29 protein-coding genes are annotated in these 25,359 nt (G+C 41.2%); 21 read left to right on the top strand and 8 right to left on the bottom strand.

The window, feature by feature from the left end; all coding sequences use genetic code 11:
- Positions 1 to 31: 31 nt before the first annotated feature.
- The 4 genes from AB1401_11265 to AB1401_11250 form a co-directional block, all read right to left on the bottom strand.
- Positions 32 to 1,405, bottom strand: a complete 1,374-nt coding sequence (locus AB1401_11265; protein ID MEW6616028.1) for a phenylacetate--CoA ligase family protein — start codon at positions 1,403 to 1,405, stop codon at positions 32 to 34.
- Between the two features lie 122 nt (positions 1,406 to 1,527).
- Positions 1,528 to 2,211: an alternative oxidase gene (locus tag AB1401_11260; GenBank protein MEW6616027.1), complete on the bottom strand. Its 684-nt coding sequence runs from the start codon at positions 2,209 to 2,211 to the stop codon at positions 1,528 to 1,530.
- Positions 2,212 to 2,324: 113 nt separating this feature from the next.
- The gene (locus AB1401_11255; protein ID MEW6616026.1) at positions 2,325 to 3,470 is read right to left on the bottom strand and encodes a DUF362 domain-containing protein; all 1,146 of its coding nucleotides are present in this window, start codon (positions 3,468 to 3,470) and stop codon (positions 2,325 to 2,327) included.
- Positions 3,445 to 4,779, bottom strand: a complete 1,335-nt coding sequence (locus AB1401_11250; GenBank protein ID MEW6616025.1) for an HAD-IB family phosphatase — start codon at positions 4,777 to 4,779, stop codon at positions 3,445 to 3,447. Before AB1401_11250 ends, AB1401_11255 begins: the two co-directional genes overlap by 26 nt.
- Positions 4,780 to 5,172: 393 nt before the next feature.
- Here AB1401_11250 and AB1401_11245 point away from each other — a divergent pair, with 393 nt between their 5' ends.
- A complete protein-coding gene (locus AB1401_11245) occupies positions 5,173 to 5,871 on the top strand; it encodes a creatininase family protein (protein MEW6616024.1) in 699 nt (232 codons plus the stop codon).
- A 21-nt stretch (positions 5,872 to 5,892) separates the two neighbouring features.
- On the opposite strand, the gene AB1401_11240 is transcribed toward AB1401_11245, so the two are convergent.
- A complete protein-coding gene (locus AB1401_11240) occupies positions 5,893 to 6,129 on the bottom strand; it encodes a DUF4911 domain-containing protein (protein MEW6616023.1) in 237 nt (78 codons plus the stop codon).
- A 450-nt stretch (positions 6,130 to 6,579) separates the two neighbouring features.
- On the opposite strand from AB1401_11240, the gene AB1401_11235 reads away from it, so the two are divergent.
- The 17 genes from AB1401_11235 to AB1401_11155 all read left to right on the top strand — a co-directional run bounded on the left by AB1401_11235 (position 6,580) and on the right by AB1401_11155 (position 18,425).
- The gene (locus AB1401_11235; GenBank protein ID MEW6616022.1) at positions 6,580 to 6,897 is read left to right on the top strand and encodes a nucleotidyltransferase domain-containing protein; all 318 of its coding nucleotides are present in this window, start codon (positions 6,580 to 6,582) and stop codon (positions 6,895 to 6,897) included.
- Positions 6,894 to 7,283 (top strand): HEPN domain-containing protein, encoded by a 390-nt coding sequence (locus tag AB1401_11230; GenBank protein ID MEW6616021.1) that lies wholly within the window; start codon positions 6,894 to 6,896, stop codon positions 7,281 to 7,283. The genes AB1401_11235 and AB1401_11230 overlap by 4 nt, the downstream gene beginning before the upstream one ends.
- Positions 7,284 to 7,636: 353 nt before the next feature.
- Positions 7,637 to 7,840: a type II toxin-antitoxin system VapB family antitoxin gene (locus AB1401_11225; GenBank protein ID MEW6616020.1), complete on the top strand. Its 204-nt coding sequence runs from the start codon at positions 7,637 to 7,639 to the stop codon at positions 7,838 to 7,840.
- A complete protein-coding gene (locus tag AB1401_11220; GenBank protein ID MEW6616019.1) occupies positions 7,828 to 7,986 on the top strand; it encodes a PIN domain-containing protein in 159 nt (52 codons plus the stop codon). The genes AB1401_11225 and AB1401_11220 overlap by 13 nt, the downstream gene beginning before the upstream one ends.
- A gap of 55 nt (positions 7,987 to 8,041) precedes the next feature.
- Positions 8,042 to 8,380 (top strand): hypothetical protein, encoded by a 339-nt coding sequence (locus AB1401_11215; GenBank protein MEW6616018.1) that lies wholly within the window; start codon positions 8,042 to 8,044, stop codon positions 8,378 to 8,380.
- 504 nt (positions 8,381 to 8,884) lie between these two features.
- Positions 8,885 to 9,085 carry a hypothetical protein gene (locus AB1401_11210; GenBank protein MEW6616017.1) on the top strand — a complete coding sequence of 67 codons (201 nt, stop codon included), beginning with the start codon at positions 8,885 to 8,887 and terminating at the stop codon, positions 9,083 to 9,085.
- 204 nt (positions 9,086 to 9,289) lie between these two features.
- A complete protein-coding gene (locus tag AB1401_11205; protein MEW6616016.1) occupies positions 9,290 to 10,507 on the top strand; it encodes a tetratricopeptide repeat protein in 1,218 nt (405 codons plus the stop codon).
- A 189-nt stretch (positions 10,508 to 10,696) separates the two neighbouring features.
- Complete coding sequence (locus AB1401_11200; protein MEW6616015.1) at positions 10,697 to 11,695, top strand: hypothetical protein; 999 nt, start codon at positions 10,697 to 10,699, stop codon at positions 11,693 to 11,695.
- A gap of 297 nt (positions 11,696 to 11,992) precedes the next feature.
- Complete coding sequence (locus AB1401_11195) at positions 11,993 to 12,685, top strand: hypothetical protein (GenBank protein ID MEW6616014.1); 693 nt, start codon at positions 11,993 to 11,995, stop codon at positions 12,683 to 12,685.
- A gap of 67 nt (positions 12,686 to 12,752) precedes the next feature.
- Complete coding sequence (locus AB1401_11190) at positions 12,753 to 13,340, top strand: DUF4919 domain-containing protein (GenBank protein MEW6616013.1); 588 nt, start codon at positions 12,753 to 12,755, stop codon at positions 13,338 to 13,340.
- A gap of 245 nt (positions 13,341 to 13,585) precedes the next feature.
- Positions 13,586 to 13,801 carry a PIN domain-containing protein gene (locus AB1401_11185; protein MEW6616012.1) on the top strand — a complete coding sequence of 72 codons (216 nt, stop codon included), beginning with the start codon at positions 13,586 to 13,588 and terminating at the stop codon, positions 13,799 to 13,801.
- A gap of 262 nt (positions 13,802 to 14,063) precedes the next feature.
- On the top strand, positions 14,064 to 15,788 hold the full coding sequence (gene recJ / locus AB1401_11180) for a single-stranded-DNA-specific exonuclease RecJ (protein ID MEW6616011.1): 1,725 nt from the start codon (positions 14,064 to 14,066) through the stop codon (positions 15,786 to 15,788).
- 96 nt (positions 15,789 to 15,884) lie between these two features.
- A complete protein-coding gene (locus tag AB1401_11175; GenBank protein ID MEW6616010.1) occupies positions 15,885 to 16,121 on the top strand; it encodes a DUF4160 domain-containing protein in 237 nt (78 codons plus the stop codon).
- A complete protein-coding gene (locus AB1401_11170; protein ID MEW6616009.1) occupies positions 16,102 to 16,413 on the top strand; it encodes a DUF2442 domain-containing protein in 312 nt (103 codons plus the stop codon). Before AB1401_11175 ends, AB1401_11170 begins: the two co-directional genes overlap by 20 nt.
- An 82-nt stretch (positions 16,414 to 16,495) precedes the next feature.
- The gene (locus AB1401_11165) at positions 16,496 to 17,884 is read left to right on the top strand and encodes an ATP-binding protein (protein ID MEW6616008.1); all 1,389 of its coding nucleotides are present in this window, start codon (positions 16,496 to 16,498) and stop codon (positions 17,882 to 17,884) included.
- A gap of 74 nt (positions 17,885 to 17,958) precedes the next feature.
- Positions 17,959 to 18,213, top strand: a complete 255-nt coding sequence (locus AB1401_11160; GenBank protein ID MEW6616007.1) for a type II toxin-antitoxin system HicA family toxin — start codon at positions 17,959 to 17,961, stop codon at positions 18,211 to 18,213.
- Positions 18,213 to 18,425 (top strand): type II toxin-antitoxin system HicB family antitoxin, encoded by a 213-nt coding sequence (locus AB1401_11155; GenBank protein ID MEW6616006.1) that lies wholly within the window; start codon positions 18,213 to 18,215, stop codon positions 18,423 to 18,425. Before AB1401_11160 ends, AB1401_11155 begins: the two co-directional genes overlap by 1 nt.
- Positions 18,426 to 18,474: 49 nt before the next feature.
- On the opposite strand, the gene AB1401_11150 is transcribed toward AB1401_11155, so the two are convergent.
- From AB1401_11150 to AB1401_11140, 3 genes are all read right to left on the bottom strand, one after another.
- Complete coding sequence (locus AB1401_11150; protein MEW6616005.1) at positions 18,475 to 19,683, bottom strand: class I SAM-dependent RNA methyltransferase; 1,209 nt, start codon at positions 19,681 to 19,683, stop codon at positions 18,475 to 18,477.
- Positions 19,684 to 19,764: 81 nt separating this feature from the next.
- Positions 19,765 to 20,886 (bottom strand): MFS transporter, encoded by a 1,122-nt coding sequence (locus AB1401_11145; GenBank protein MEW6616004.1) that lies wholly within the window; start codon positions 20,884 to 20,886, stop codon positions 19,765 to 19,767.
- A gap of 149 nt (positions 20,887 to 21,035) precedes the next feature.
- Positions 21,036 to 21,755 (bottom strand): TIGR02266 family protein, encoded by a 720-nt coding sequence (locus tag AB1401_11140; GenBank protein ID MEW6616003.1) that lies wholly within the window; start codon positions 21,753 to 21,755, stop codon positions 21,036 to 21,038.
- 324 nt (positions 21,756 to 22,079) lie between these two features.
- Here AB1401_11140 and AB1401_11135 point away from each other — a divergent pair, with 324 nt between their 5' ends.
- From AB1401_11135 to AB1401_11125, 3 genes are all read left to right on the top strand, one after another.
- Complete coding sequence (locus AB1401_11135) at positions 22,080 to 23,132, top strand: branched-chain amino acid ABC transporter permease (GenBank protein ID MEW6616002.1); 1,053 nt, start codon at positions 22,080 to 22,082, stop codon at positions 23,130 to 23,132.
- Between the two features lie 116 nt (positions 23,133 to 23,248).
- Positions 23,249 to 24,130 (top strand): branched-chain amino acid ABC transporter permease, encoded by an 882-nt coding sequence (locus tag AB1401_11130; GenBank protein MEW6616001.1) that lies wholly within the window; start codon positions 23,249 to 23,251, stop codon positions 24,128 to 24,130.
- 44 nt (positions 24,131 to 24,174) lie between these two features.
- Positions 24,175 to 25,359: an ABC transporter substrate-binding protein gene (locus AB1401_11125; GenBank protein ID MEW6616000.1), complete on the top strand. Its 1,185-nt coding sequence runs from the start codon at positions 24,175 to 24,177 to the stop codon at positions 25,357 to 25,359.

The raw sequence follows: 25,359 nt of genomic DNA, 5'->3' as shown, positions 1-25,359 counted from the left end.
CTTCTCTCTGCCCCCTGTATTCACCCTGCTTCTACTCATATTTTTTATCAAAAATTGGGGTTTTCCACGCGGACCGTTCCAGAGAACCCGGGGGGAGGAACTCGATTTCACATGAAATATTTAGGTCCCTTTGTATTTTCACCTTTATCTCTCTTGATAGATCTTCCATAGTCTCAAATACAATATCAGTCCCATGTTCTAACTTCAGCTTTAAGGGTGACTTTAAATAGGGGGGCTTCTCAGTCAGAACTATCCGCATCTCACCGGTCACTCTGGGTACAAAAGAGGTGACAGCATTCTTTACCATTGACGGGAGAACCATTGTTCCGTCTACAACCAGCATATCATCAATCCTTCCCATAATCCTGTACCTGTACCCAGGACCAGGGTAACCGCACTCACATGGCTTGGTAAAGACCTGGATTATGTCGCCATAGGCATATTTGATGTAAGGTGTTCCTTCACGATGCAAAGAGGTAAAAATTCCCTCGCCGGTGGCTCCGTCTCTCACCTCGATAGATTTCTTAGTAACCGGGTCAATGAGGTCTTCAAGGTAAATGTGTGTTTCGGGAATAACCTCGTGGACCCCCTGGTATTGTTCCGCATCACATGACCCGCACAGTGTTTCTCCCATAACCCCCGTCCACTCATACCACCTTGCAGCATAAGCGCTCTCCATCTTCCCGCGAATAGCCGGTATACCGAGTCCGGGTTCGCCGGTAAGGAGAAGCTTCTTAAACCCCAGTTCTTTTATCTCCTTTCCCGTCACTTCTTTACATTTCTCTGCAAGAGACATAGCAAAAGATGGAGAAGCCATCAGGACGGTAGGATTGGTCAGTGTAGCCATTCTCAGTATGCGTTCTATTCCCGCCTCGGCACCAATCTCCAGAGGAAGGCACCCCATATGCCGCAGCGGATTAATCCATATCCCCCCGCTTGTGCTTATCCCTCCGCTCAAGGGAAAGGCATAGAGTATTCTGTTCCCGGGTCTGAAGCCTAAAAGCCAGTATACGCGGCACATACCTTCAATAAGTGTATCGAGGTCTTGCCTTGTGAAGGAATAGGTAAAGGTAGGAAGCCCTGTCGTGCCGGTAGTGCCGTTTGCTGATATGATTTTTTCAGGGGCGGTACAAAGATGCATCCCGAAGGGGTGTCCAAACCTTTCCATGGATTCCTGCTGACCCGCCCGCTCATCCTCTTTGTTCATGAGAACCGGCAGCTTCCGGAAATCTTCCCAGCTATTGATGTCTTCCGGCTTGAACCCAACCTCGTCAAATTTCTTTTTATAGTATTCAGAATGACTGTAGCAGTACTTTAACTGGATGCCCAACCTTTCCAGCCTTATTCTCTCCAGTTCTTCCCGGGAGATGGTCTCCATTTTCTCATTCCATAGATCTTTAGGCATTGAAAAAAACCTCCTTTATATTTATACAATTATACAAAAGTGTCCCAGGTAATTGGGCACAAAATCTAGAACAACTGTCAGAAGGGGGATGTCGATAATCCAGATTACGCGGAAGAACCAGGCTATTTAATTATCGGCATGCCATCGTATTCTACAATGTTTTCGGGTTTACCACAGAATAAAAAACTGCTGTTCATGTGGTCGCGTTCATCAAGTCCAATGCGCCTGAACACATCTGCCCAAGTATTAAAAACGCCGTACTGTTTTACCAGCTCATTATTGACAGACTGTTTTTCCCATTCGGGGTTTTCTTTAACAAACTGCGCATACACGTGTTCGGCGTGATCTTCGAACTCTGCATTAAACAGGAATGCCCTGCGGATATTAAGCAGTGCCATTGTCCGTGTTAACATAACATAAAAGCAGACCATCACAAAGGGTATAACAGGGAATAAGTACCACGGGTCCTTAATGCCATCTTCTTTCATTTTCTCATTAATAACAAGCAAGTGCCAATATTCGTTGTCCTGTGCTTCCCGTCCCCATACCATGATCCTGCGGGCATGTTGCACCATCTCCTGGTTTCGATAATGCTGTGTCATACGTGCATATTGACGAATTTCCCATGCCCGATAGGGAATGCTGGCAAGTGTTTCGATAAGCTTTGTTTTAGCAAGGGTCACTTTCCTGCCTGTAACCAGGTCCATTGAGAGAAAAAAACATCGAGCTGCCAGTGAGTATTTGTAGCGTGGCCGAGCCAGAGAAGCTTCCTGTTCTTTCTTCAGATTGATATTTATCTGTTCCACAGATTATCTCCTTTCTAGTGTTTTACAGGTTTCGGCTCTATATCTTCTAAAAACTACCATCTATATCTCATATCGTCAAATACAAAGTGCAAAGTTGCATTTTAACAGGTATGTTACAGGATATTCGATAACCAACCTCGTTTTATACCTACTGCCCCTTCAGGGCAAAGTTCCTGACAGCAAAAACATCTGATGCAGGTCTTATAATCTATGTTTATCTTCCCATTTGCAGTCTTCATAGTTTGGGAGGGACATGAATCAACACAAACCTGGCATAATCTGCATTTTGTGTAATCTATTTCTGGCATTGAGGTCATAATATTCTTTAAAAAATTGGACAGAAATTTGGGAATACGAAATCCGATATCATGGGTTTTTGGCAGATTAAAATCTCTTATATTTATCTTTTTCAAATCCTCTCCCAGCACATTAATTTCTTTTAAGTCAGTTTTGCCTATCCCTTTCTGCCTTGCTGCCCTGATGGTATAAATATCGTCTGACGGAATGCCAAGGGTTTGACATATCACAGTGTCAATGGCCACACAGTCGATACCCGCAAATATAAGCCCCACCTTTCTGGGGGTACCACTCCCGGGCCCGTCCCCTTCCATTGCAACAATCCCATCCATTATGGTCAATTGAGGCTGGATCAGAAGATAAAGATCAAGAAGCATTTGGGCAAAAAAATTCACATCTATCCCTGCTTTCAGGTGCCACTTTGCCTTTCTGTTACCCACAACAAAGCCAAAATTGTTCTTAACGCAGAGTGTAAGGAGCATCTGGCCGTGTGTCTTGAGTTTGGGAAGATTTATGATAACGTCAGCCTCTAAAAAGGCTTTAGCCACTTCAAACCTCTTAAATATATGCCCTTTTTTATTGTTTACGTCTACTACCTTGTCGAATTCTACAAGCTTAACCCCCATTGTATCAACGACTTCTTTAATCCCAGTCTTTTCAGCGACCCTTTTTAGGCCTCCAACGCCCGGACTGTCTCCAATACAGGGAATTCCCCCGGCCTCTTTAACCAGCCTGACAACCGCGGATACAACAGCTGGATGGGTAGTAACAGCATTCTCTGGCGTTTTGCCTGAAAGCAGGTTGGGCTTGAGTAAAACCCTGTCCCCATTCCTGATAAAACCCCCAATTCCCCCCAGAAGGTCAACGGATTCCCTGACAGCCTCATAGACCTTTTCTTCCTGATAATCTTTACACTTTACTATAGCTACTTTTGACTTACATGAATCGGCAGTACTGTTCATCAGGGAACCTATCTTCAACTATCTCTATCAGGTCTTTCAACCGGTTCAATATCCTCCTGGGCATATTTAGCGACAGAGTCTCTCTCGTTTCAAACCCTGTAGGTACAGCATACACATCAACCCCTGCGTTCTTGCCTGTTTCAATGTCAATCATTGAATCTCCGACAAATACCACATCTTCCTCCGGTAAGTTCATGCCCCTTAGAGCATCAAAGATGACATCTGGATCAGGTTTTGGTTTTCCATGGTCATCAACTCCAATTACCGCTTCAAAATATCCTTCAATCTTTGATTGTCTCAAGATTTTTTTGGCATATCTTCCTTCCATATTTGTTGCTATTCCCAGAGCTAACCCTGAATTCTTCAGGCTCTTAACAACCTGTCTTACATCCGAAAACAGGGGCGGGGTGTCCGCTATTAGTTCAATATATTTTTCCTTGAATAATCTCATTGCGTCATCGAGTTCACCAGGACTAACGAGTTGATTCATAGTATTCACTATAGAGTTTTGAAATAGTGCCTTTAATGTACTGATTTTAATCGGCTGATAGCCAAAAGATTTTAGAACATAATTGAACCCCTCATGGATCGAGTCAACAGAGTTAATTAACGTCCCATCCAAATCAAAGATTACTCCTCTGATACCTTTGGATAGGATTTTCTTTGCATCTGAAAAGTTGCTATAATTCCAACAGGGGATTATCTTCTCGATACAGTGAGAGTAAAGGGTGTCTTTTGCATATACCTCATCAGCCTCTTCAGCGATGCATTTATCGGATAGTCCGTTACCGATGAATATAATATGGTCATATTGGCCCCGGAATCTTTTTAATATTGTTCTTTTACAATTCCCGCAACTACCACACTCAGGGTTGTAGAAGGGAAATTCTATCTCTATACTATCTTTGCCCTTGAATATAATTCTATTGGCGAAGTATTCAATATCACTGATATTGTGGTAGTTAAGCAATGCATTGATATACAAACCAAAGCCGTCACTTACAATCTTGAAATCAATTTCCTTGTCTTTACAGGAGTTATAGAATTCTTTAAAGTAGGGATCCAATGTTGAGTGATGACATATGAAATCCACCATTTCTTCTTCTGTGCCGACTATCAGTCTGGCAATTCTGGCATATGCATCCCTTGAGCCTATCTTACCTGCTCGATAGTCTCTATCAATGTCTTCCCAGCTTTCCCTTGTGAACCTGTTCAGAAAATCATACCCGACGTCTTCCTTGGTAATTGTTCCATCAAAATCACATAAAACGAGCTTCTTGACAGGATACTTTGAGTTTTTGGGCTTCATTTCATTTTATCCGGTTATCCGTTCACAGTTTACGGTTTGCAGTTAACAGTTGGCAAAAACTTGAATCTAAGTACCCCGGTTCATAAATTCGCTAACGTATTTTCGGCTTCACCCCCGCCCAAACCCTCCCCCTCAAAGGGGGAGGGCAGGGTGGGGGTGGATTATTCTTATGTGACCGTATTTATGAAACAGGCTACTAAGCTTTATATAATTCATTGAATACAAACCGTGAACTTTAAACTGAGAACCGTGAACGGTTACAGGGATATGTTGACCATCTGAAATTGCTGTGATATTAATAATTAAGTTTTGATGTTAGAATAAGTTCATGTATATGTCCAGTAAAAACATATCCCATAACGGAGGTCAAATATGATAATTCAGGAGATGACGATGACTGAATTTGAAGAAGGGTTGAAAAAAACTAAAACAGTTATTTTGCCTGTCGGAACCACAGAGGAACACGGCCCCCACCTTCCTCTGGCTACAGACATGATTCATGTATATGAAATGGTAAAAGAAGCAGCCAGGAAGGTGGATGTATTTGTAGCCCCTCCTGTTTTCTTCGGGTTATGCCGCAGTACAAGCCAACATCCAGGCACCATTAACATTTCAGGAGATACCTTTAGGAGTCTTGTTAAAGAGATGGTGACATCCCTTTATACCCAGAAGATGAGAAATTTTATAATAATATCCGGTCATGCCGGTGGAACACATATGTCCTCCCTGACTGAAGTCGGAGAGTTGTTACTCAATGAACTCCCTGAAGTAAATATTGCTGTAGTTTCATTATTTGACCTGATCGAGAAGGAATGTTTGGATGTTATTGAGACTGAGGGAGACGGTCATGCCGGGGAATTGGAGACGTCTCTGATACTATACTTAAAGCCACACCTGGTGAAAGGGTTGGGAGAGAGTTCCTGCCCCCAGATGCCCCCTTATTTTTTGGTAAGGGATAAAAGAAAATACTGGCCTACAGGTGTTTGGGGTGACCCTAAAAAAGCCAGTGATGATAAAGGCAAAAGGATATTTGATGTAGCAGTGAATAAAATCGTCAACTTAAAAGAGGAATTTGAGAAATTCAAAGGATAGGGAGAAAGGAAAAATTTGACGCTATAACTCTTTTATATCTGTTGGGGGGTTAATGGGCTGCACTTCAAACTCGCCCCTCAGGTTATCCAGTAGTTCGTTCACTTCCCTTTCAAAATCAGGGGCTATTATTAGTTCAACCACACCTTCAAAGGGGTCTAATGTTCTCATCACTGCCATCCCATCATAGGCTTCGAGAATAAACTTTATGAACGCAATATTCTCTTTTTGAACCCTGAAATATCTCTCTATAGTCTTCAAGAAGTATACTCCATGTAATTCCTGTGATAGCTCTGAGAGCTTTGGAAAAGTACCCCTTTTCAGAACTTTTTTGTAACACCTCAATCCGAAATTTGCAACTCAAATCTGCTTTTCCTTGTACGCTTAATTCTTGACATTCTTAGAAGATGTCGGTAAGATTTCAAAGATGGCACGGATAGTAAGAGCCATCATACCGGGTACACTTCACCATATTATACAGCGGGGAAACCGCCGGAAAAAAAGGAGAATATGGACATAAAAACATTGAAAAACTACTTTGAAAACCGCAAGGAAATTGCCTTTGCCTTTTGAGTATGAAGAAGGATTTATAGAGAGGGATAGAAGGAATAAAAGGCAATGGGCGCAGTCGAAATGAGAGAGCTCTTTTATTCGTTAAAAAGAAGAAACACTGAAAGAGACGGTGGCACGAATTGAAAGAGGGTGATTCAAATGGCAACAATAAGTGAAGTAGTGAGAAAATGCAAAGCAGCTCTTGAAAGCCACTATGGTTCTCAACTCAAGGGTCTGATTCTGTATGGGTCTGTAGCACGCAACCAAGCTGACTCAATGAGTGACATTGATTTGCTCGTTTTGTTAAGCAAACCCTTCGACTATTTTTCAGAACTGCGTCAAGTTATAGATGTGCTGTATCCCATCCAGTTAGAGTCAGAGCAGCTTATTTCTGCCAAACCCGTTCCTCCGGATGAATTTGAGCGCGGAACTATTCAACTCTATCGAAACGCAAAACGGGAAGGAATACTGGTATGACTCCAGAATACGAGCACGAAATCGCCGCCAATCTTGAACGAGCAGAGCAATCTATCCAGGCGTCTAAAGACCTGGCTGTCAAAGGCTACCACGATTTTGCAGCGTCGCGTGCTTATTATGCAGCCTTTTACGGAGCCACAGCGGTTTTGCTGAACGAGGGTTTGGATTTCAGCAAGCATAGCGGGGTCATTGCTTCGATTCATCAGCAATTTGTCAAGACGGGGAAATTGAGCAAGGAACAGGGCAAGGATTTGAACTGGCTTTTTGAAATACGCAATGTTGGGGATTATGGGGGCACAGCACATGTGTCTCAGCCACAAGCGGAGCGGTCGATTCAGGCTGCGGAGAGTTTCTTACGCGCTATCAAGTCCCTGTTCAACAGATGAACAAAGGTAAAACACCGTCTAACCAAACGCTACATCCCCCTATACTGCCTAGTGGAAAGAGAACGAAAAGGTGAGAAAAGACTGGATTTTGCCTGATAATTGAGGTATAGGTAAATGTATGGTTAAGTAACGGTGACAATTTTGTGAACCCTAAGCATAAAGAGGTGATTATGAGGGCGTCTTTCTTTAATTCCTGAGATTAGAGGGATGGAAAAGGAAGGGTGCCTTTTTTGTTGAAGAATGGGCTTTTCGTTTAATAGTTTTTAGCGTAATCTATATTGAGAATGTTCGACGAAAACTTGACAGCGTATGTATAGAATATTAAGCTTATGCATATAATAAGGAGGACAATTATGAGAACAACGCTTGACATACCCGAAGACTTAATTGATGAGGCCATGAAAACTACTAGAATTAATACAAAAACCAAAGTCATAATCACTGCCTTAGAAGATTTAATAAGAAAATCAAAGATATCAGGCTTAAAAGAATTCAAAGGCAAGATAGATTTGGACATTGACATTAACGCAATTAGAGGGCGTCAATGTCGGTACTAGTAGACACATCCATATGGATAGAATATTTCAGAAGTGGAAATAGGTCTGAAAGACTTGATTTCTTAATTGATGAAAACCTAATTGTTATTAATGATCTCATTCTTGCCGAATTAGTACCATCTTTGAGGTATATTTATTCTTCTTGACTTTATCGCATAGGTACCGATATTATTATACAGCCTTAAATGGTGGAGGCAGCTTATGGCAAATGTAAAACCAGACAATCTTATTTTACGGTGTTATGGCTATCAAAGAAAGGATAACTGCTGGTTTGGCCTTTGTCTTGATTTTAATCTGGCAATAGAAGCCGAATCGCCTGAGCAACTGAAGCATAAAATGAAAGAAGTTCTTCTGAGCTATATTGAAACGGTTCTTGATACCAATGATGAAGAATCAATACCTCAACTACTCTCCCGCCGTGCACCTATGCACGATTGGTTAATTTATTATCTGATAAAAGCGTTGGTGTCTATTAGACAGTTTCCACGTAATTTCGTTTTTAATGAATTAATTCCCTTCCATTTAGCCCAAGCCTCCTAATGGGAAAACGCTATCCACCCCTCACCGGCTTTTTTATGCCCATCTATTCTCCGCAACCAACTTAAAACCAGCTATAGTTTTTGTAAAATTTGCCCCCCGTGTTGCCTAATGGAAAGAGTTTAAAAAGACGAAAAAAGACTGGATTTTGTCTGATAATTAAGGTATAGGTAAGTGTATGGTTAAGTAACGGTGACAATTTTGTGAACCCTAACCAAAAAGGGGTGATTATGAAGGGCGTCTTTCCTTAATTTCTGAGATTACAGGGAGTAAAGAGGAGGGTGCCTTTTTTGTTGAAGAGAGGCTGTATTATGGTTAAAGAATAGAATGTAGAAATGAAGATTTTTAAGTGCCTTTTGGTAATATTGCCAATAATTATCTTCTAATTACTTGTAAATGAATGATAATTTGAGAACCGTCTCCATGCTCTCCCCTATGATCTCCTAACATTGTCATTTCGAACGGAGTGAGAAATCCTTGTTTCGACGTTAGGAGAAATCTTTCCTCATGACTGAAAGAAGATATTATGTTTATTTACTTACAAACTGGAACAATAAAGTGAACAAGCTGGTTTATTTTGAAGAAACACAAGATGTAAATGCTGCTATTGAAAGAGAAAAAGAGATAAAGAAATGGCGAAGAGAGAAGAAAAATCAATTGGTGAATCTTATGAACCCAAAGTGGGATGACCTAAGTTCAGGTTGGTAAAGGCTTGTTTTGAATGGACATGAGAGATTTATCCCTGAGCCTGCCCCTTCACTTTGTTCAGGGCAAAATATGAGCGAACAGACAGATTTCTCGCTGCGCTCGAAATGACAAGTAGCGAAGGGGGTGGAATGACACGAGAGTTACATCAGAGTGAGTATACAAAAAACTTTTGACAATACGTACCCAGAAATAAAGAGGTTTAAAATGAATTCCAGTAGCAACCATAGGCTAAGAAGTTTCTTACTATATTCATTCAGTATCTGGATGGTCTTGCTTTCCACTGACTTATCAATAGCTAAACAGGTGACCTTTGAAAGAGAGTACACCTACCAGGCGAGTGAGGCTGACAGTAAACTTTCATGCAGGGCTATTGCTTTAGAGCAGGTCAAAAGGCTGCTTTTAGAGGAGTTGGGGACGTATCTTGAGAGCAGGACAGAGATAAAGGATTTTAAGTTGACAAAGGACCAGATTATAACCCTGACAGCGGGGATAGTAAGGACAGAGATAGTAAAAGAGACATGGGATGGTAAGACATATTGGCTGAAGGCTAAGATTGAAGCTGACCCTGATGAGGTAATAAAGTCTGTTGACTCTTTACGAAAAGACCATCAGAAGACAAAGGAGCTTGAGGAGACAAGGAGAAAAGCAGCAGAGTATCTGAAGGAGATGGAGAGGTTAAAGAGTGAGCTGGCATTGGCTAAAGGTGACACAAAAAAACAGGGGGAATACAACGAGGCTGTAAAAGGACTAAGTGCAACGGATTGGTTTGAGAAGGGATCTGCCTATTTGATAGCAAAGAAATATAAGGATGCCGTAAATGCTTACACCAGAGCCATAGAACTGGACCCTAAAGATCCAAAGATTTACGTGTCGCTTGGAGTTGCTCATTATAACTCATATAACTATGGGTATGCTATAGCTGACTGCACCAGGGCAATAGAACTAGACCCTAAAAATGCATGGGTTTATAACAATCGTGGGCTTGCTTACCTCAAATTAGGAAGATACAAACAGGCTATAGCTGACTTCACCAAAGCCATAGAACTAAGGCAAAACCACATTATGAACTTTATGGATGCCTTTGTTTATAAAAATCGTGCAATTGCCTATGAAAAATTAGGCAACTCCAACCAGGCTATAGCTGACTACACCAGGGCAATAGAACTAGACCCTAAAAATGCATTTGCTTATAGCACTCGTGGGTTGGCTTATGAAGGTTTAGGCAACTACAACCAGGCTATAGCTGACTATACCAAAGCCATAGAACTAAACCATCTGGAAGGCTTTCTTTATTACCTTCGTGGAAGTGCTTATAAAGAATTAGGCAAACGAATAGAAGCATTCAGAGATTATAAAAGAGCAGCCAGATTAGGTGATGGAAGTGCTCAAGATTATTTACGAGAACAAGGGATTGATTGGTAAAAGTATCTCGATAAATTCAGGAAGTATGAGAGGGAAGCGAGGAAGAGGGGTTGGGGTTGTGGGGGGATAAGATAATAAAACAACGAACCCTTCTCGATTTCTAAAATTACATGGGGTAAGGAGAAGTAATACCTGGAAAATAAAGATAAACAGCCTAAAAATTTGCTAGTGAGGAAATGTATATATTGTTTGAATGAATATAATCTAGGCTCATTCAACAAAGAACATGTTATTCCTGAACTTCTTGGCACTTTTAAAAATAACCTGACGTTGCGTTATTGCGTTTGTGCTAACTGCAATGATCATTTTGGAAGGCATCTTGAGCCAGTTTTAGCCGAAGGAAGCCTCGAAGCCATACGCCGCTTGAATTATCGAGTTAAACAGCCCAAAGCAGCTAAACACCTTCGCTATAAGCGGATAAAATTTACATTAGAGGTCGGGGGTGACTGGAATGGTGTGATTCTCGAATTGCAGGACGAAGGGGGCGTATTACCAATTCCCCAGGTTGGTTTTGCCCGCAAGTCAGGACAGGGACTAATATACGTCAGCGAGTCGGATCTCTCAGATCTTTCGAAGCCCCTACAAGCTGATGCTGAGCCTTCAAAAGGTGGACAAATTATATACGACTCTGAGGAGACAAAGTCAAGACTGATTGGAGTACTAGAAACCCGTAGAATTAAGGTTAAGGAGCAAGGTATTAATGAGCCGCCTGCAGTGAATGGTAAGAAACTGTCTGTTAATATCCAAACAACAATCGATAAGGCTCTACTTCGGTGTGTAGCGAAGATCGCCTTCAATTACATGACTAAAGTACATGGAGATAATTTTGCTGTCCGCGACGACTTTGACGTGATCAGGTCCTATATTCGCTACGGAGCATCGACACATTACCCCCTAGTGGAGTTCGATAATATACCTATCCTGTACGATAACGGGGTCAGATTACGTCAGACGAACGGCCACTTGGTGACTGTTAATTGGACACCTGATAATAAACACATTGTAGCCCAAGTAAGCCCGTTTAATGAGGTAAGGTATCGCGTCAGTTTAGCACGTAATTTTTCTGGACTGTGGCGTGAACTTAAAAGCGGGCATCTATTTGACATTGAAACACGAAAAATTAAAGCACTTTTCGGTGTTTCTAAGACGTTATTATTAAAGAGGCAGGGTCTATTACCTCAAGTGTAGGCGAATGGAAGCTCTGATTATCTTCCACTTCGGGACGTAAGGGGCGTGAGTCCAAGACAGTGCCCGACTTCGGCTTTACCCAAGCCTTTCGGAAAGAGGTAACCCATCGCAGAGAAATTAGACATTTGAGAAATCGTTAGCACCGAAGACCTTCTAGTGTCAGAAATGCTGATAACGGAGGTCCTTATCAATGTGATGGACAGAAAAAAGGTTATTACAAAAGCCGAAGTGCAAGAGGGAATATAGGCTTTAAAGCGCAAGATACTGAAGGGTAAACAGGTGAAATAAGAGGTAGCAGTGGGAGGTTATAGAATTTTTTACATAGATTTAGAAAAGTTAAATCTTGATGAACAGTTAGCAACAATAATACCACAGTTAATGATGGCATGTAATGATATTTCTCTTGCAAACACTTGCCTGGGCAAATACATGAATAAAGAAGTCAAAACAACCAGATATATCTGGGGCGCACGCATGTACTTTATTAGGCAACAAATCGGACATATTGAAGAAGGACTGAAAATTATTGACGAAATCAGAAAAGATTCTAGGCTCTTACTAATTGTAAACAGAATGTCTCAGCATGGAAAAGAAAGATTTGATAAGCTGTGTGGGTGCCTGGATGGTAGAGATAAAACATGGGAAGATTATTTTCTCAAAATTAGACATAATATATCATTTCATTACAATGATAGAAATGAATCGAAATTAACCCGCAATGCCCTTCACGACATAATTAAGGAAAAAAAGGGCAAAAAAAAGTGTACAAAATTAAAAAATACTGTAGGAAGTGTTCAAAAAATGCGCTTTCAACTTGCCGATGAGATCGTTTATGACATTGTCGTTCGCAAAATATTTGGGATACCTTATACAGTTGATTTGGAAAAAGACCAAACACAAGCATATGAATTTTTAGATTTCTGTTCCGATATTGGTAAAGCCTTTATAAACTTCGGTGCCGAATTTATTAAAAGAATAGGAGCAAAATAGGTATTAACGGGACGGTTGTTAATGCTCAGTAATTAGGTAACTCTTTAAAATTTACAAGGACAAAAAAATGAAGAAACATATTCTATTTACCATCATTATTCTATCATTCACATTACACTTTCAATCTGCTTTCGGGAAAGAATTTGATTTAGCCCAGTTTACAAATTTGCGTATGGAATATGCAAAATCTGACAATTACAGCCCAAACTGGGAAAATAATGAGAAACGGGAGAAAATTTTTGAACTGTTACAAAATGAAAAAATCAATGAAGCTCTGGAAGCGTCATATGAATGGCTAAAACAATACCCGTTTGACGCTGAAATCCATATGATTTGCTCTTTTATTTTGAGAGACAGATGGCAGTTTAGAGAAAGCATAAATCATGAATTTGCAGCTCGTGGTTTAATCGCATCAATTGCGAGTAGTGGAGATGGAACTTCTTTAGAATCACCGTTTAAGGTAATTTCTGTTGGAGAGGAGTATGTGCTTTTACGTTCATTAGGGGCTAAAGTAAAAAAACAGTCTGTTTTATCTTCTCCATCAGGAATTATGTGCGATATGATGGAATGTGAAATAAAAGGCAAAAAAGTAGTATTTTATTTTGATGTTTCTATTTCAATGGCAGCTATAAACAAAATGCTATTAAAGAAATAAAACTGCCCCCTTTTCCTTTTTTACTATTCTACGTTTTATGGGCAATCCTTGTGAGGTTTTTGTTGAGCCAGGTATTAACAGGGACGGTTCTCAAATATGTTAAGTAATATAAATAAGTTAGAAGGTAATTATTGGCAATCCGGCTGAGCCGGACCAAAGGGGCATATAGTTGGGATAACGAAAAATTATTTTATCTTGATATACACATCATTTCCATGATAATATAGTTCAGAAAGACAAGAGACCTGTTCAATTCCCTGATTTTCCTCCCGATGGAATACAAAACTTTTTTACGCTCAGCCGAGATATACCGACTACTTCGCCGAAAAGGTATAACTGTTAGTCAGCCCATAGATTGCATGATAGCGTCGGTTGCCATTGAAAATGACATTCCGCTCCTCCACAACGATAAGCATTTCGAGCCCATAGAAGAATACTGTGGGTTAAAGCGATTTTGTTAATGCTTAACACCCTTCCCTTCATCCCCTCCCATCAAGGGAGGGGAAAGAAGCTGGTGTTCATCCAATCAAGTGGGAGAGAGATAAAAGTTGCTTCCCTCTCCCCTTGTGGGAGAGGGTTAGGGTGAGGGGGGAAAATATTTTTACGAGAAGTTCGCCATAGCAAGCGATTCTGCAACAGCACACTTAAGTGTGCTGTTGAAAAGGATGGATTGCTTTGCCTGCCTCTGGCGGGCTCGCAATGACAGGATAGGTGCATTTTCAGGTGAAAAAAAGGTGGTGTGTTAAAGAACCGGATAAAGAGACTCAGAGGCTTTTATCCCGAGAGCTAAACATCTCGCCAATTACCTCTCAATTACTTATAAACAGAGGGATAAAGGACGTTGAACAGGCACATCAATTCCTCTTCCCAAGTTTATCTCATCTCCATCCCCCCCTAATGATGAAGGACATGGAAAAGGCACTGGAACGGATTACTAAATCAATAATTGAAAATGAAAAGATAGTTATTTATGGTGATTATGATGTGGACGGCATTACATCTGTAGCAGTACTGATAACTTTCCTCCGAAAGGTAAACACCCATGTGTCTTACTATATCCCTCACAGGTTGTCTGAAGGGTATGGGCTGAACTCTGAGGCACTGGAGAAAATCAGTAGCCTTGGGACCAAGCTTTTGATCACTGTAGACTGCGGGATAATGAATCATCAGGAAATCATCTCTGCACAAAGAAACGGTATTGATGTAATCGTTACAGACCATCATGAAGTTCCCGATACTCTTCCACCGGCATACGCGATATTGAATCCAAAGCAGGAGGGATGTAATTTTCCGTTTAAATCACTGGCAGGGGTAGGGATAGCCTTTAATCTGATTATTGCCCTCCGAACAAAATTGAGGGATATGGGGTTCTGGAACAACGAAAAGGTACCTAATCTAAAGGAGTATCTTGACCTGGTTGCACTGGGTACTATAGCCGATATTGTGCCATTAACTGATGAGAATCGTATATTCGTCAAATTTGGTCTGGAGCAGTTAACCAATAGCCAAAGGCCTGGGATAATTGCCTTGAAAAAGGTTAGTGGATTGAAAGACACGGTTATAACCCCCGGCATGGTTGGATTCAGGCTTGCCCCCAGAATAAATGCTGCCGGTAGATTGAGCAGAGGGGATAACGGTGTCCTACTGCTTATTACCGGGGATTTGAAAGAGGCAGAAGACATCGCAAACGTTCTGGACGCAGAGAACACAGAAAGGCAGCAGATTGAGAATCGTATTATTGAAGAGGCGAAAGGACTTGTTGAAAATAATGAGGGGTTACTTACCGGCAGGACAATTATTCTGGCATCTCCTGACTGGCATTCAGGGGTAATAGGTATAGTGGCATCCAAATTAGCTGAGGATTATTATAAACCTACGGTTATGATTAGTCTGGATCGAGGGATTGGTAAAGGGTCGGCGAGGAGTATTGAAGGTTTTCATCTCTATGAAGGGTTAAAGGGCTGCGCTTATCTTCTGGAAGGCTTTGGGGGGCATAAGTATGCAGCAGGCTTAACAATTGATGAAAAAAATATCCCTGAATTTCAGAATATCTTTGAGGAGATAGTAAAGAAGGCACTATCGGAAGAAGACTTTATCCCAAGGATACATATCGATGCTCATGTAGCCCTGAGAGAATTAGCAGAGGTATTCTTAGGGGAGATGGAAATGCTGTCCCCCTTTGGCCCTTCCAACCCGGAACCCACTTTTTACTCTTCAATGCTTTCTGTTTCAGGTTCCAGCATAGTTGGAAATGGGCACTTAAAATTAAAGGTAAAAGAAGGCGGAATTATATACGATGCAATTGGTTTTAATATGGGGAAAGATGTTTTACCAATTAATCAAGGCATAAAAGCAGCCTTTACTCCTCAAATCAACGAATGGAATGGAACGAGGACTATTCAATTGAGGTTGAAGGATATACACAACATTCCGCCAAATTCTGATTGACAACAAATAGTTACAGGTTTAGAATTTTTACAAAATATGACTTACAGCTCCATGATTGTTATGCGCAAAAAATTATAAAGAGGTAAGAACCGAAACATGCCCACAATACTACGAATTGGGCCATATAGATTTTTCTTTTATTCAGGCGATCGAGATGAACTGCCTCATGTCCATATAGAGCGTGATGATAAAATTGCCAAGATATGGCTTGAACCATTGAGACTATACAGTAGTGGGGGCTTTAACAGAATCGAAATATCAAGAATACTCAAAACTATCGAAGAAAACCAAAAAGTTATGTTGGAGGCTTGGAATGACTACTTTAGCGATTGAGATTGAAATTCCGTATGCAGAAGACGTATTAGTAACAGAGGATACGCTAACTGTTGATATGAGCGACGGAAGGACTATATCAGTTCCAACAGCTTGGTATCCTCGTCTTTTGCACGCCACACCGGAAGAAAGAGCTAATTGGAGGATAATTGGCAGAGGTCACGGAATCCATTGGGAGGATATTGACGAAGATATAAGTGTTGAAGGCTTGTTGGCTGGTAAACCGTCTGGGGAAAGCCAAACATCATTTAAGAAATGGCTTGAGGCAAGGAAATCTCGCATAACAACCTGAAAAAATCTAAGCTGATCGAGAAACTACCCCTTTGTAAAAGGACTTTTTATACAGACTCGTTATACATGAGAAGAGGTTAAAAGTGGACATCGACTCTTCCAGAATTCAAGAATTAATAGAAAGACCAAGCGAGAGCCTTTCAGTTGAATTAAAGAGATGGATTGATCCAGATAGTCCAGAGGGTATGGCTAAAATTGTTAAGACAGCTTTGGCGCTCCGTAACCACGGTGGAGGATATCTCATCATCGGATTTGATAATAAAACTTTAACTCCAGATACTGAAAATGTTCCAACAAATGTAAGAGAGAAATTTCATATCGATAAAATACAAGGCTTAGTATCACGGTTTGCTTCAGAGCCTTTTGAAGTTATTGTGGAGTTTCCTCAAAAAGAAAGCCAGGGATATCCGGTCATAATTATTCCTACAGATGTCAAGACTCCGGTTGCCACAAAATCCGAACTTGTTGTCAACAGCCGTAAATTGATCAAGGCGGATACAGTTTATCTTCGATCTTTAAGAGCCAATAACACTCCGAGCACAACGGAGGCTTCTTGGAAAGATTGGCCTAAAATAGTTGAAGTATGCTTCGATAATCGCGAAGCTGATATTGGAAGGTTTCTCAGGCGTCATTTAGGAGGTCTAAACCCAGAAATTGTAGGAGAGTTTGCATCTACGATTTTAAAGAAAACAGAGTCAGAACCAACTATTGAAGATTTGCTTAGGGGGTATCTTCAAGAAAGCGCAGAAAGATTCGAATCCGTAATTCTTGAACGTAAATTGAAATTGCCTGAACATGGAGACTGGGAAGTCGCATTACTTTTTATCGGGAAGGTACCACAACATTCAGCAAATAGAGACTTTCTCAATTTGCTGGATTCAAATAACCCCCGCTATACTGGTTGGCCTGTTTGGCTTGATAGTAGAGATTTTAGTGATAGAAATTCCAGACCGTTTGTAATGGATGGTGTTTGGGAATCCCTTGTAGTTAGTGGTTCGAGTGATGAAGTTGATTTTATGAGGTTTAATCCAAAAGGTAGCTTCTATCTCAGGAGGACACTCCAAGATGACATTTCAGAAAGTCAACGTTCTCCTGAGCCAATGAAATTTTTAGATTTTGGGTTGCCAGTCATAAGGTGTGCTGAAGCAATTGCTGTAGGTATCTCATTTGCAAAGGCAATGGGCTGTGATCCTGAAAGCACGCAGCTTGCCTATGCATTCAAGTGGTCAAAATTACGTGGTCGCGAATTGGTATCGTGGGCTAATCCTGGGCGATACATTTCACCAGGGAGATCGGCATATCAGGATGAGGTAATTTCTTTCATCAATGTTCCCTTAGAAACTCCTTTATCAGCGTTGGGAGATTATGTAAATAAAGTTGTTCAGCCGTTATTCGAGACATTTAATGGATTCTCCTTAAGCAAAAATTTGATTGAAGATTTAACCCAGAGATTAATTCAAAGAAAACTGTAGGTCTAACCAGCTAGTTACCTTTAGGCAAAAAGAGTCAAGTAGTTTTTCTCCAGACTCATTAGGTGTAAAAAAGAATGAATAAATATGAGCGACTAACACAACAAATACTTGGTGGTAGGGCAGACGCAAATATCGCCTTTAATGATTTGTGCAACTTATTGCTTCATTGTGGCTTTGAGATGAGAGTAAGTGGAAGTCATCATATTTTTAGAAAAGCAGGGATTGAAGAGAAAATAAATTTACAAAAAGATAGCAACAAGGCAAAGCCTTACCAGGTGAAACAAGTAAGAAATATGATATTGAAGTATAAACTAGGAGGTCAAGATTAATGGAGAGATACGAAATAATAATATATTGGAGCGATGACGACAATGCATATATAGCAGAAGTTCCAGAACTACCCGGGTGTATGGCACATGGAAAAAGTTATGAATTAGCATTAAGAAACGCTAAAGAAGCAATTCAACTTTGGATAAAAACAGCAGAAGAGTTTAATGATTTTATTCCAGAACCGAAAGGTCGTCGTCTTGTTTACGCATGAGATTATACAAAAAGACTCAAGTAGTTTTTCTACAGACTTGTTCAGGACATCATTTTTTTATCAGACTCACGATGGTTTCCACATGGAAGGTCTGGGGGAAGATGTCTATACCATAACCAGAGACAATTTCATATCCGTTATTCATGAGCATCCTTATGTCTCTAGCCATTGTTGCCGGATTGCAGGAAACCATGATGATCTGAGGGGGATTTAGCCTGGCCAACTCTTCAATTAGTATTTTCGGGCACCCGCTTCGTGGTGGATCGATGATAACAGCATCAACAGAGGTTATACCGGAAAGACAGTTTTTTAATCCCAGGTCCTGCCTGTAAAATTCCATATTGGTTAATCTGTTGAGTTTTGCATTTTCTTTTGCCAACTGTATAGATTCCTGTTGATTGTCAATGCCAACGACGTGGTTGAAGTGAGAAGAAACAGGGATGGAGAGGAAGCCCACACCGCAGAAAAGGTCGAGAAGCAGTTCTCCCCTTTTTTCTCCAACCAAGTCATTAATAATTTGTATAAGCTTACCGTTCAGCGTGCTATGTCCTTGAAAGAAGACTTTAGCATTGGCAAGGTATTTGAATCCACCTGTGAGAAACTCAATATACTGAGGGCCAAAATATAGAGGGCTACCTTTTACTCCTTCAAGATATAACTGAACGTTGTTTCCGTTTGTAATTATGCTAGCGGAGTCGGCAGATTTAAGCATATCATAATTTTCGTGAATTGTAGAGAGGGCATGGTTTATAGATGAGACACACAGAGGGCATTCTTTTATCGGTATGATGTCATTGGTATTGAAGCGGTAAAAACCTATCTCTGATTTTTTGTGACAGATGTGAAAGAGACTACGAAGTCTGGTTCCCTTGAAACAGAGATCAAATACCAGGGGCGGGAATTTAACAGTCTTTTTCCCAATCCTTTCCAGAGTTTCTTCAATTATTCTTCTTTTTATCTCTACCTGTTCAAGATAATCTATGTGTTGCCATTGACAGCCTCCACACCCCTTTGCAAAGTTATCACAAAATGGTGGAACCCTGTGTTCTGAAGGTTTAAATATGTCCTGAAGCCTTCCATGGAATACTCCTCTTCTTTTATGGATAGAAGACACAAGGATGGTTTCACCAGGCACAGTATTGGGTACCAGTAAAACCCCAAATTCCGTCCTTGCAAGCCCTTCACCGCCATAGACAAGCTTTTCTATTTCTATGTTGAGGTTCTTAGGGATTGAGTTGTTTTGTTTCAGGTCTTTCACTTTAAGATTTCTCGTTTCACTCGAAATGACAGCATCGGAATGTTACTTTCGAAACACTCTACTAGATAGGACAGTAAACAGTCATTTATCCCGTATTATTTTAGGCTTGTATATCCAAAGCCCGGCAAGGAGTGCGAGACCCGCGACCAAGAAGAGTGCCTGAAATCCTGCCCATTCTCCAATGTAACCTAGGATAATAGACCCTATAAACGATCCTGCATCGATGCTTCCTGTGAATATTCCTGTAATCTTACCACGGATGTTGATTGGCTGGTTGCGGATGATCAACGAATTTAGACTTGGAAAAAGGAACCCGTGACCACAGCCGGTCAGAAGCCCCGAAAGAACTAATATCATAGATCCTCCCATGAAAATCAATATCAGAAGGCCTGTGCCCGTCAGAACCATGGCATAGGGGATGATTTGATTTTCACCAACCCTGTCTGCAAGTCTCCCTCCTAAAAGTCTTGTGGCAACAGCTGATGAAGAGTAGGAGATAAAGTAGAGGGAGATAAATGGTAAATTGTGTTCTTTAGCAAAAGGGGAAACAAAACTGCCAGAAGCTGCTAAGCCAAAACCAAATAGCATTGCCACCAATGCCACGGAAAATAACTTTCTCTCGACAAGCACTGAGAAAAAGGATTGAGATGACCCATGGGAGGCAGGGACATAAGACTCAGGGAGGGGCAGATGGACCAAAAGCCCAAGGGTGGCCATTACGGCGGAGGTAAGAAAGAAGACGGAAAAACCAAAAGACCGGATAACTATCTCAGCAACAATAGGCCCAATTGCTAATCCCGTAAGCCCTGTGACACCAAACATGCCTATCCCTTCATTGAGGCGGTCTTTAGGGACGATGTCAGCAATGTAGGTGAATGCCGAGGTGAAACAGATTGCCAATCCAACACCATGTACAAACCTGATGAAAATGAGGGGGAAGTAAAAGCTGGACAGGTCCCCTCGAAAGAGCATATACGTGACGGGCAGGAGACTCATGATAAGGCATCCAACGGTATAGCTTCTCTTTCTCCCTATCCTGTCGATCATCTCAGATACCCAGGGACGACAAAGAACAGCAGAGAGAGCAAACAAACCCATGATGATTCCTATGTCTGCCTTTGAGCCTCCATGGTGTGTAATGAAAATAGGGAAGAGGAAAAAGCTGCTGAAACTCGATACGGTAAATAGATTCGCAATGCCCATCGTGATAAATGAAGGGCCGTATAGGTTTGAGACTATTCTTGAGCTCAATTCGGAGTCAGACCTTTCCAGTCGGTTGCCAATCCTTTTCACTTTATCTAAGAGTTTTTTGATAATTCAGGTCTTGAAGGGCGAGCCCTGTGAAGCGAAACCTAAAGTTTTTCTTCGTCCTTGGCTATTTCTTTGAGGTACTGTTCCAGCATTAGATGGTTCTTTTTTGTAATATCAATGAACTTTACTCCCATCCCAGGGGGAGAGGTCTCTGGTGTTTCCGATTTTTTTCTCGTCCATACCACTTCACACTTGACTTTCACAGAGTCCGAAAGGCCTGGTAATTGCAGTTTGAGTAGAAACTGCTCGCCCTGCTGGAAGGGATTTTCGGTTATAATGAAAAGCCCCCCATTGCTTAAATTTCCTGTGTAAGCTTTGGCAAAGGATTTTTTATCCTTGTAGGTTAAGGACAAAGTCTGTAAAATACGAGTCTCTTTCCGCGATGAAAAATCGGAAGCCCTACCCAACATCTTCCTGAACCTTTCCACTATAGTTGTGAGAATCATCCTGAAGTCTGAATGGATTTTGTTAAATTCCCGGTCCAGAAATTCCCGGTCAATAACTCCAACGGTAGTTACACCAACAGCACGGGCTGTAGCAGTTCGCTTAAAACCTTCTGAGGAACTGATGCCTGTTAAGAAAGCAAGTTCACCAAATATCTCACCTGGCTGGAGCAATCCTAGGATAAATTCATTTCCTCCAACCGTCTTAGATATTTCAACTTTGCCTGACAGAATCACATACACCCAGTCCCCTGAATCTCCCTCCCTGATGATAACGTCGCCATCCTGATAAGTTTCTTCAGAAACTATATTAAACATAGGAAGACCTCCTTATTCAAACATTAATCATATGGGAAAAATCCTTATAAAGTCCAAACCTGTTTGCCTGAAAGGTTTTCCCAATATGTTGTCGGAGCCAGAAGATTCTTTTGTACGACTACCTATCAGAGAAGCCTGTTATTGTCAAGGGTGTTCATCAGGTATGCAGTAAGATTCAACGGAGGCAGAAAAAAACCCCCCTTTTTAGATAGATATGATTTTACTTATTGATGAAAGCCAAAAAATATGGTAACGTGTCAAAAATTTGTGTGCTTCATGTAATAAAATTTGCAGGCTTTTGTTATTTAGGAAGACTCTGAGACTATGGATATAAAAAGAGGCTACCAGGAAGACATCAGATTGTTCCCAACTAATGTGGTTAAAGTCTGGTTCTTCTTATTGATTGCCTTCCTGGTATTGTTACCACTGTTTACAAAGGGTTATATCGTCTATAATCTTAATCTGGTGCTAATAAATGTAATAGTAGCGCTGGGTATGAACATCCTGGTAGGGTACACAGGGCAGATATCTCTGGGGCATGCTGGTTTTTTTGCCATTGGGGCATATGCTTCGGCTCTGATAATGACCAGACTCCATCTCCCTTTTGTATTTGCGTTGCCTGCCTCCGGTCTGATTGCTGCTGTCTTTGGTTTTCTTCTGGGTCTTCCCGCATTGAGGCTAAAGGGTCCTTATCTGGTTATTGCCACAATGGGTTTTGGGATGGCCATCATCCAGATTATTGGACATTGGGAAGGGTTCTTTGGTGGTCACATGGGTATTGTTACTCCAAAGATAACATTTGGGCATTTTGAACTGAATACAGATAGGCATCTCTATTATTTAATTATGATAGTTACAGTAGGTATGACCATAGCGGCCATAAACATAATTAAATCAAAGGTAGGCCGAGCATTTATCGCTATTAGGGATAGTGATATAGCTGCTGAGACAATAGGTGTAAATCTTACCTACTATAAGACTCTGGCATTTGCAGTAAGTGCGTTCTACACTGGTATTGGAGGGAGTTTGATGGGTTTTGTTCTGGGGTTCATCAACCCCCAGAACTTCAATTTTTTTCTTTCTATATCTTTCCTGGCTATGGTTGTGGTAGGGGGTCTTGGTTCCATTTTGGGGTCTATTCTTGGGGCAATATTAATCACCATTTTGCAGATACAGTTGAATAATATCCCTGAAATCCCTCTCTTGGGGAAAGGGGTAATTTTCCTCTCCCAGGGATGGTTTAGTATAAGTGGGATAGCCAATGTATCAAGCATAATATTTGGATTGATATTGATCGTTATAATAATTTTCGAACCATTAGGGTTATGGGGACGGTGGCTAAAGATTAAATACTATTGGAAAAAGTGGCCGTTTTAATATCCATACACTTTAGTAGGCATGAACCTTTCAGAGACCATTAAAAATGTAGTTCTTTTGGAAAAGTATCCCTTTTCCAAAGCTCTACTTTCAATGAATAGCATGAGAATAACATTATGTTGACCCAACTATCCCAAATCATAGCCAGTGGATTAGCCATAGGAAGCTGTTATGCCTTAATCGCCCTGGCGATGGTAATTATCTATAAGACCTCTGAGGTATTGAACTTTGCCCAGGGTGAGATGGCTATGGTGAGCACATTCTTTGCATATTCCCTTTTGTCAACCTATAACATACCTTTTCTTATTGCCTTTCCTCTGACTCTTATATTTTCCTTGATTCTAGGTATGATCATTGAGCTTGCGTTCCTCAGACCTACCAAAAACCCCACTCTCTTAGGATTGATTGTGATTACCCTTGGTGCAGAAATGGTTCTGTATGGTTTTGCCGGATGGAAATGGGGGGCAGAAACCAAGAGTTTTCCTTCTCCTATATTGGATACGAGGGTTTATAATCTAAAAGGCATTGTAATAAGCCAGTTAAATCTCTGGATTTTTGCAGTCTGTATCAGTCTGATGGTTATTCTATTCCTCTTTTTCAGATATTCTAAATTGGGCATTGCTATGAAAGCAACGGCTCAAAACCAGATGGCGGCCCGTCTTATGGGGATTAGATCCAAGAGGATTCTCTCTTTTACATGGGGACTTAGCTCTCTGATTGGTGCGGTAGCCGGTGTACTGATTGCCCCTATTACCTTACTCGACCCTAATATGATGATAGACCCCCTATTAAAGGCATTTGCTTCGGCAGTTTTAGGGGGTATGACCAGCCTGCCCGGAGCGGCACTGGGCGGTGGGATTCTTGGGGTGGTTGAGAACCTGTTTGGATGGTATGTATCAACAGAGTTCAAATCTGTTGTGGCATTTGCAATCATCGTTCTTGTTCTATGTATAAGGCCCAGCGGACTTTTGGCAAGGCATTACGTAAAAAAGGTTTAAAAGGGAGGCTATTGGTGTCATTAACCTTAAAAAAGGAGGCAAATATGTTTATCAAAAGTTTTAAAAACACTTTGGTTGTTTTGCTATTATTCATCTGTTTGACCCTCTTTTTTGGCAACTCCATTGCATCTGAGGTTGGCGTGTCCGAGGATACCATTAAGATCGGACAGTGGAGCCCCCAGACTGGCCCGGCAGCCTTGTGGGGAGCAGTTGCCAGAGGTACAGAAGCTTACTTTAAGATGCTGAATGCTGAGGGCGGAATACATGGAAGAAAGCTTATACACTATATTCGTGACGATGCTTACCAACCACCCAGAACCGTTGCTGCTGTTAAGGAGCTTGTTGGCAGGGTCGGAGTATTCGGTTTTGCAGGCGGTGTAGGAACAGCTACCGGTATGGCAGTTAAAAGATACTTAAATGATCAAAAGATTCCATGGGTAGGACCGGCATCGGGTTCCAGCAGATGGGCAAATCCCCCCACCAGGTATCTCTTTGCCCTCTATCCCAACTATGTTGACGAAGCCCATATTCTGACATTATATGCTTATAATACTCTTAAAAAGAAGAAGATTGCTTTCTTTTATCAGAATGATGACTATGGTAAAGAGGGTCTGATGGGTGCAAAGAAGACACTGGAAGGATACAACGCTAAATTAGTACAAGAGGTCTCCGTAGAGCCTCTGGATACCGATATTAGTTCTCAGGTGTTGAGGTTAAAGATGTCTGATCCGGACATAGTAATTCTCTGGCTTTTGCCCAAACATGCTGCTATGACGATGGGGGCAGCGGCAAAGATAGGCTTTAACCCAGTATGGATGACTACGAGTACCCTATCCGATGCAGAGATGATGTACGATATAACAAAAGGATTATGGGAGGGTGTGATATTTGATTGCTTTGCTGAGCTCCCTGACTCTAAACACCCCCTTATGATCAAGTATAAAAAGGCTCATGGTGAATTTTCACCCAATGAAAGATGGGGGATGTTTTTCTATGCCGGATTTCTCTTTGCTGAGCCGATGATAGAGGGGTTCAGACGTGCGGGGCGGGATCTGACCCGGGAGAAGTTTGCTGATGCTATGGAGACAATAAAAAACTGGAATGGTGGTATCGGTCATAATATCACATTTTCTCCGAATCAACGGCAAGGTCAGCGGTCTGTATTCTTAGGAAAGTGTGTAAAGGGAAAAGCTGTAAAGATCAGTGATTGGTTAGAGGTAAAAGAATAA

The organism is Thermodesulfobacteriota bacterium (assembly GCA_040757775.1).
Taxonomy (GTDB): Bacteria; Desulfobacterota; UBA8473; order UBA8473; family UBA8473; genus UBA8473.
Note: the sequence above shows the minus strand (reverse complement) of the source record. Positions and strands in the feature narration are given on the sequence as shown.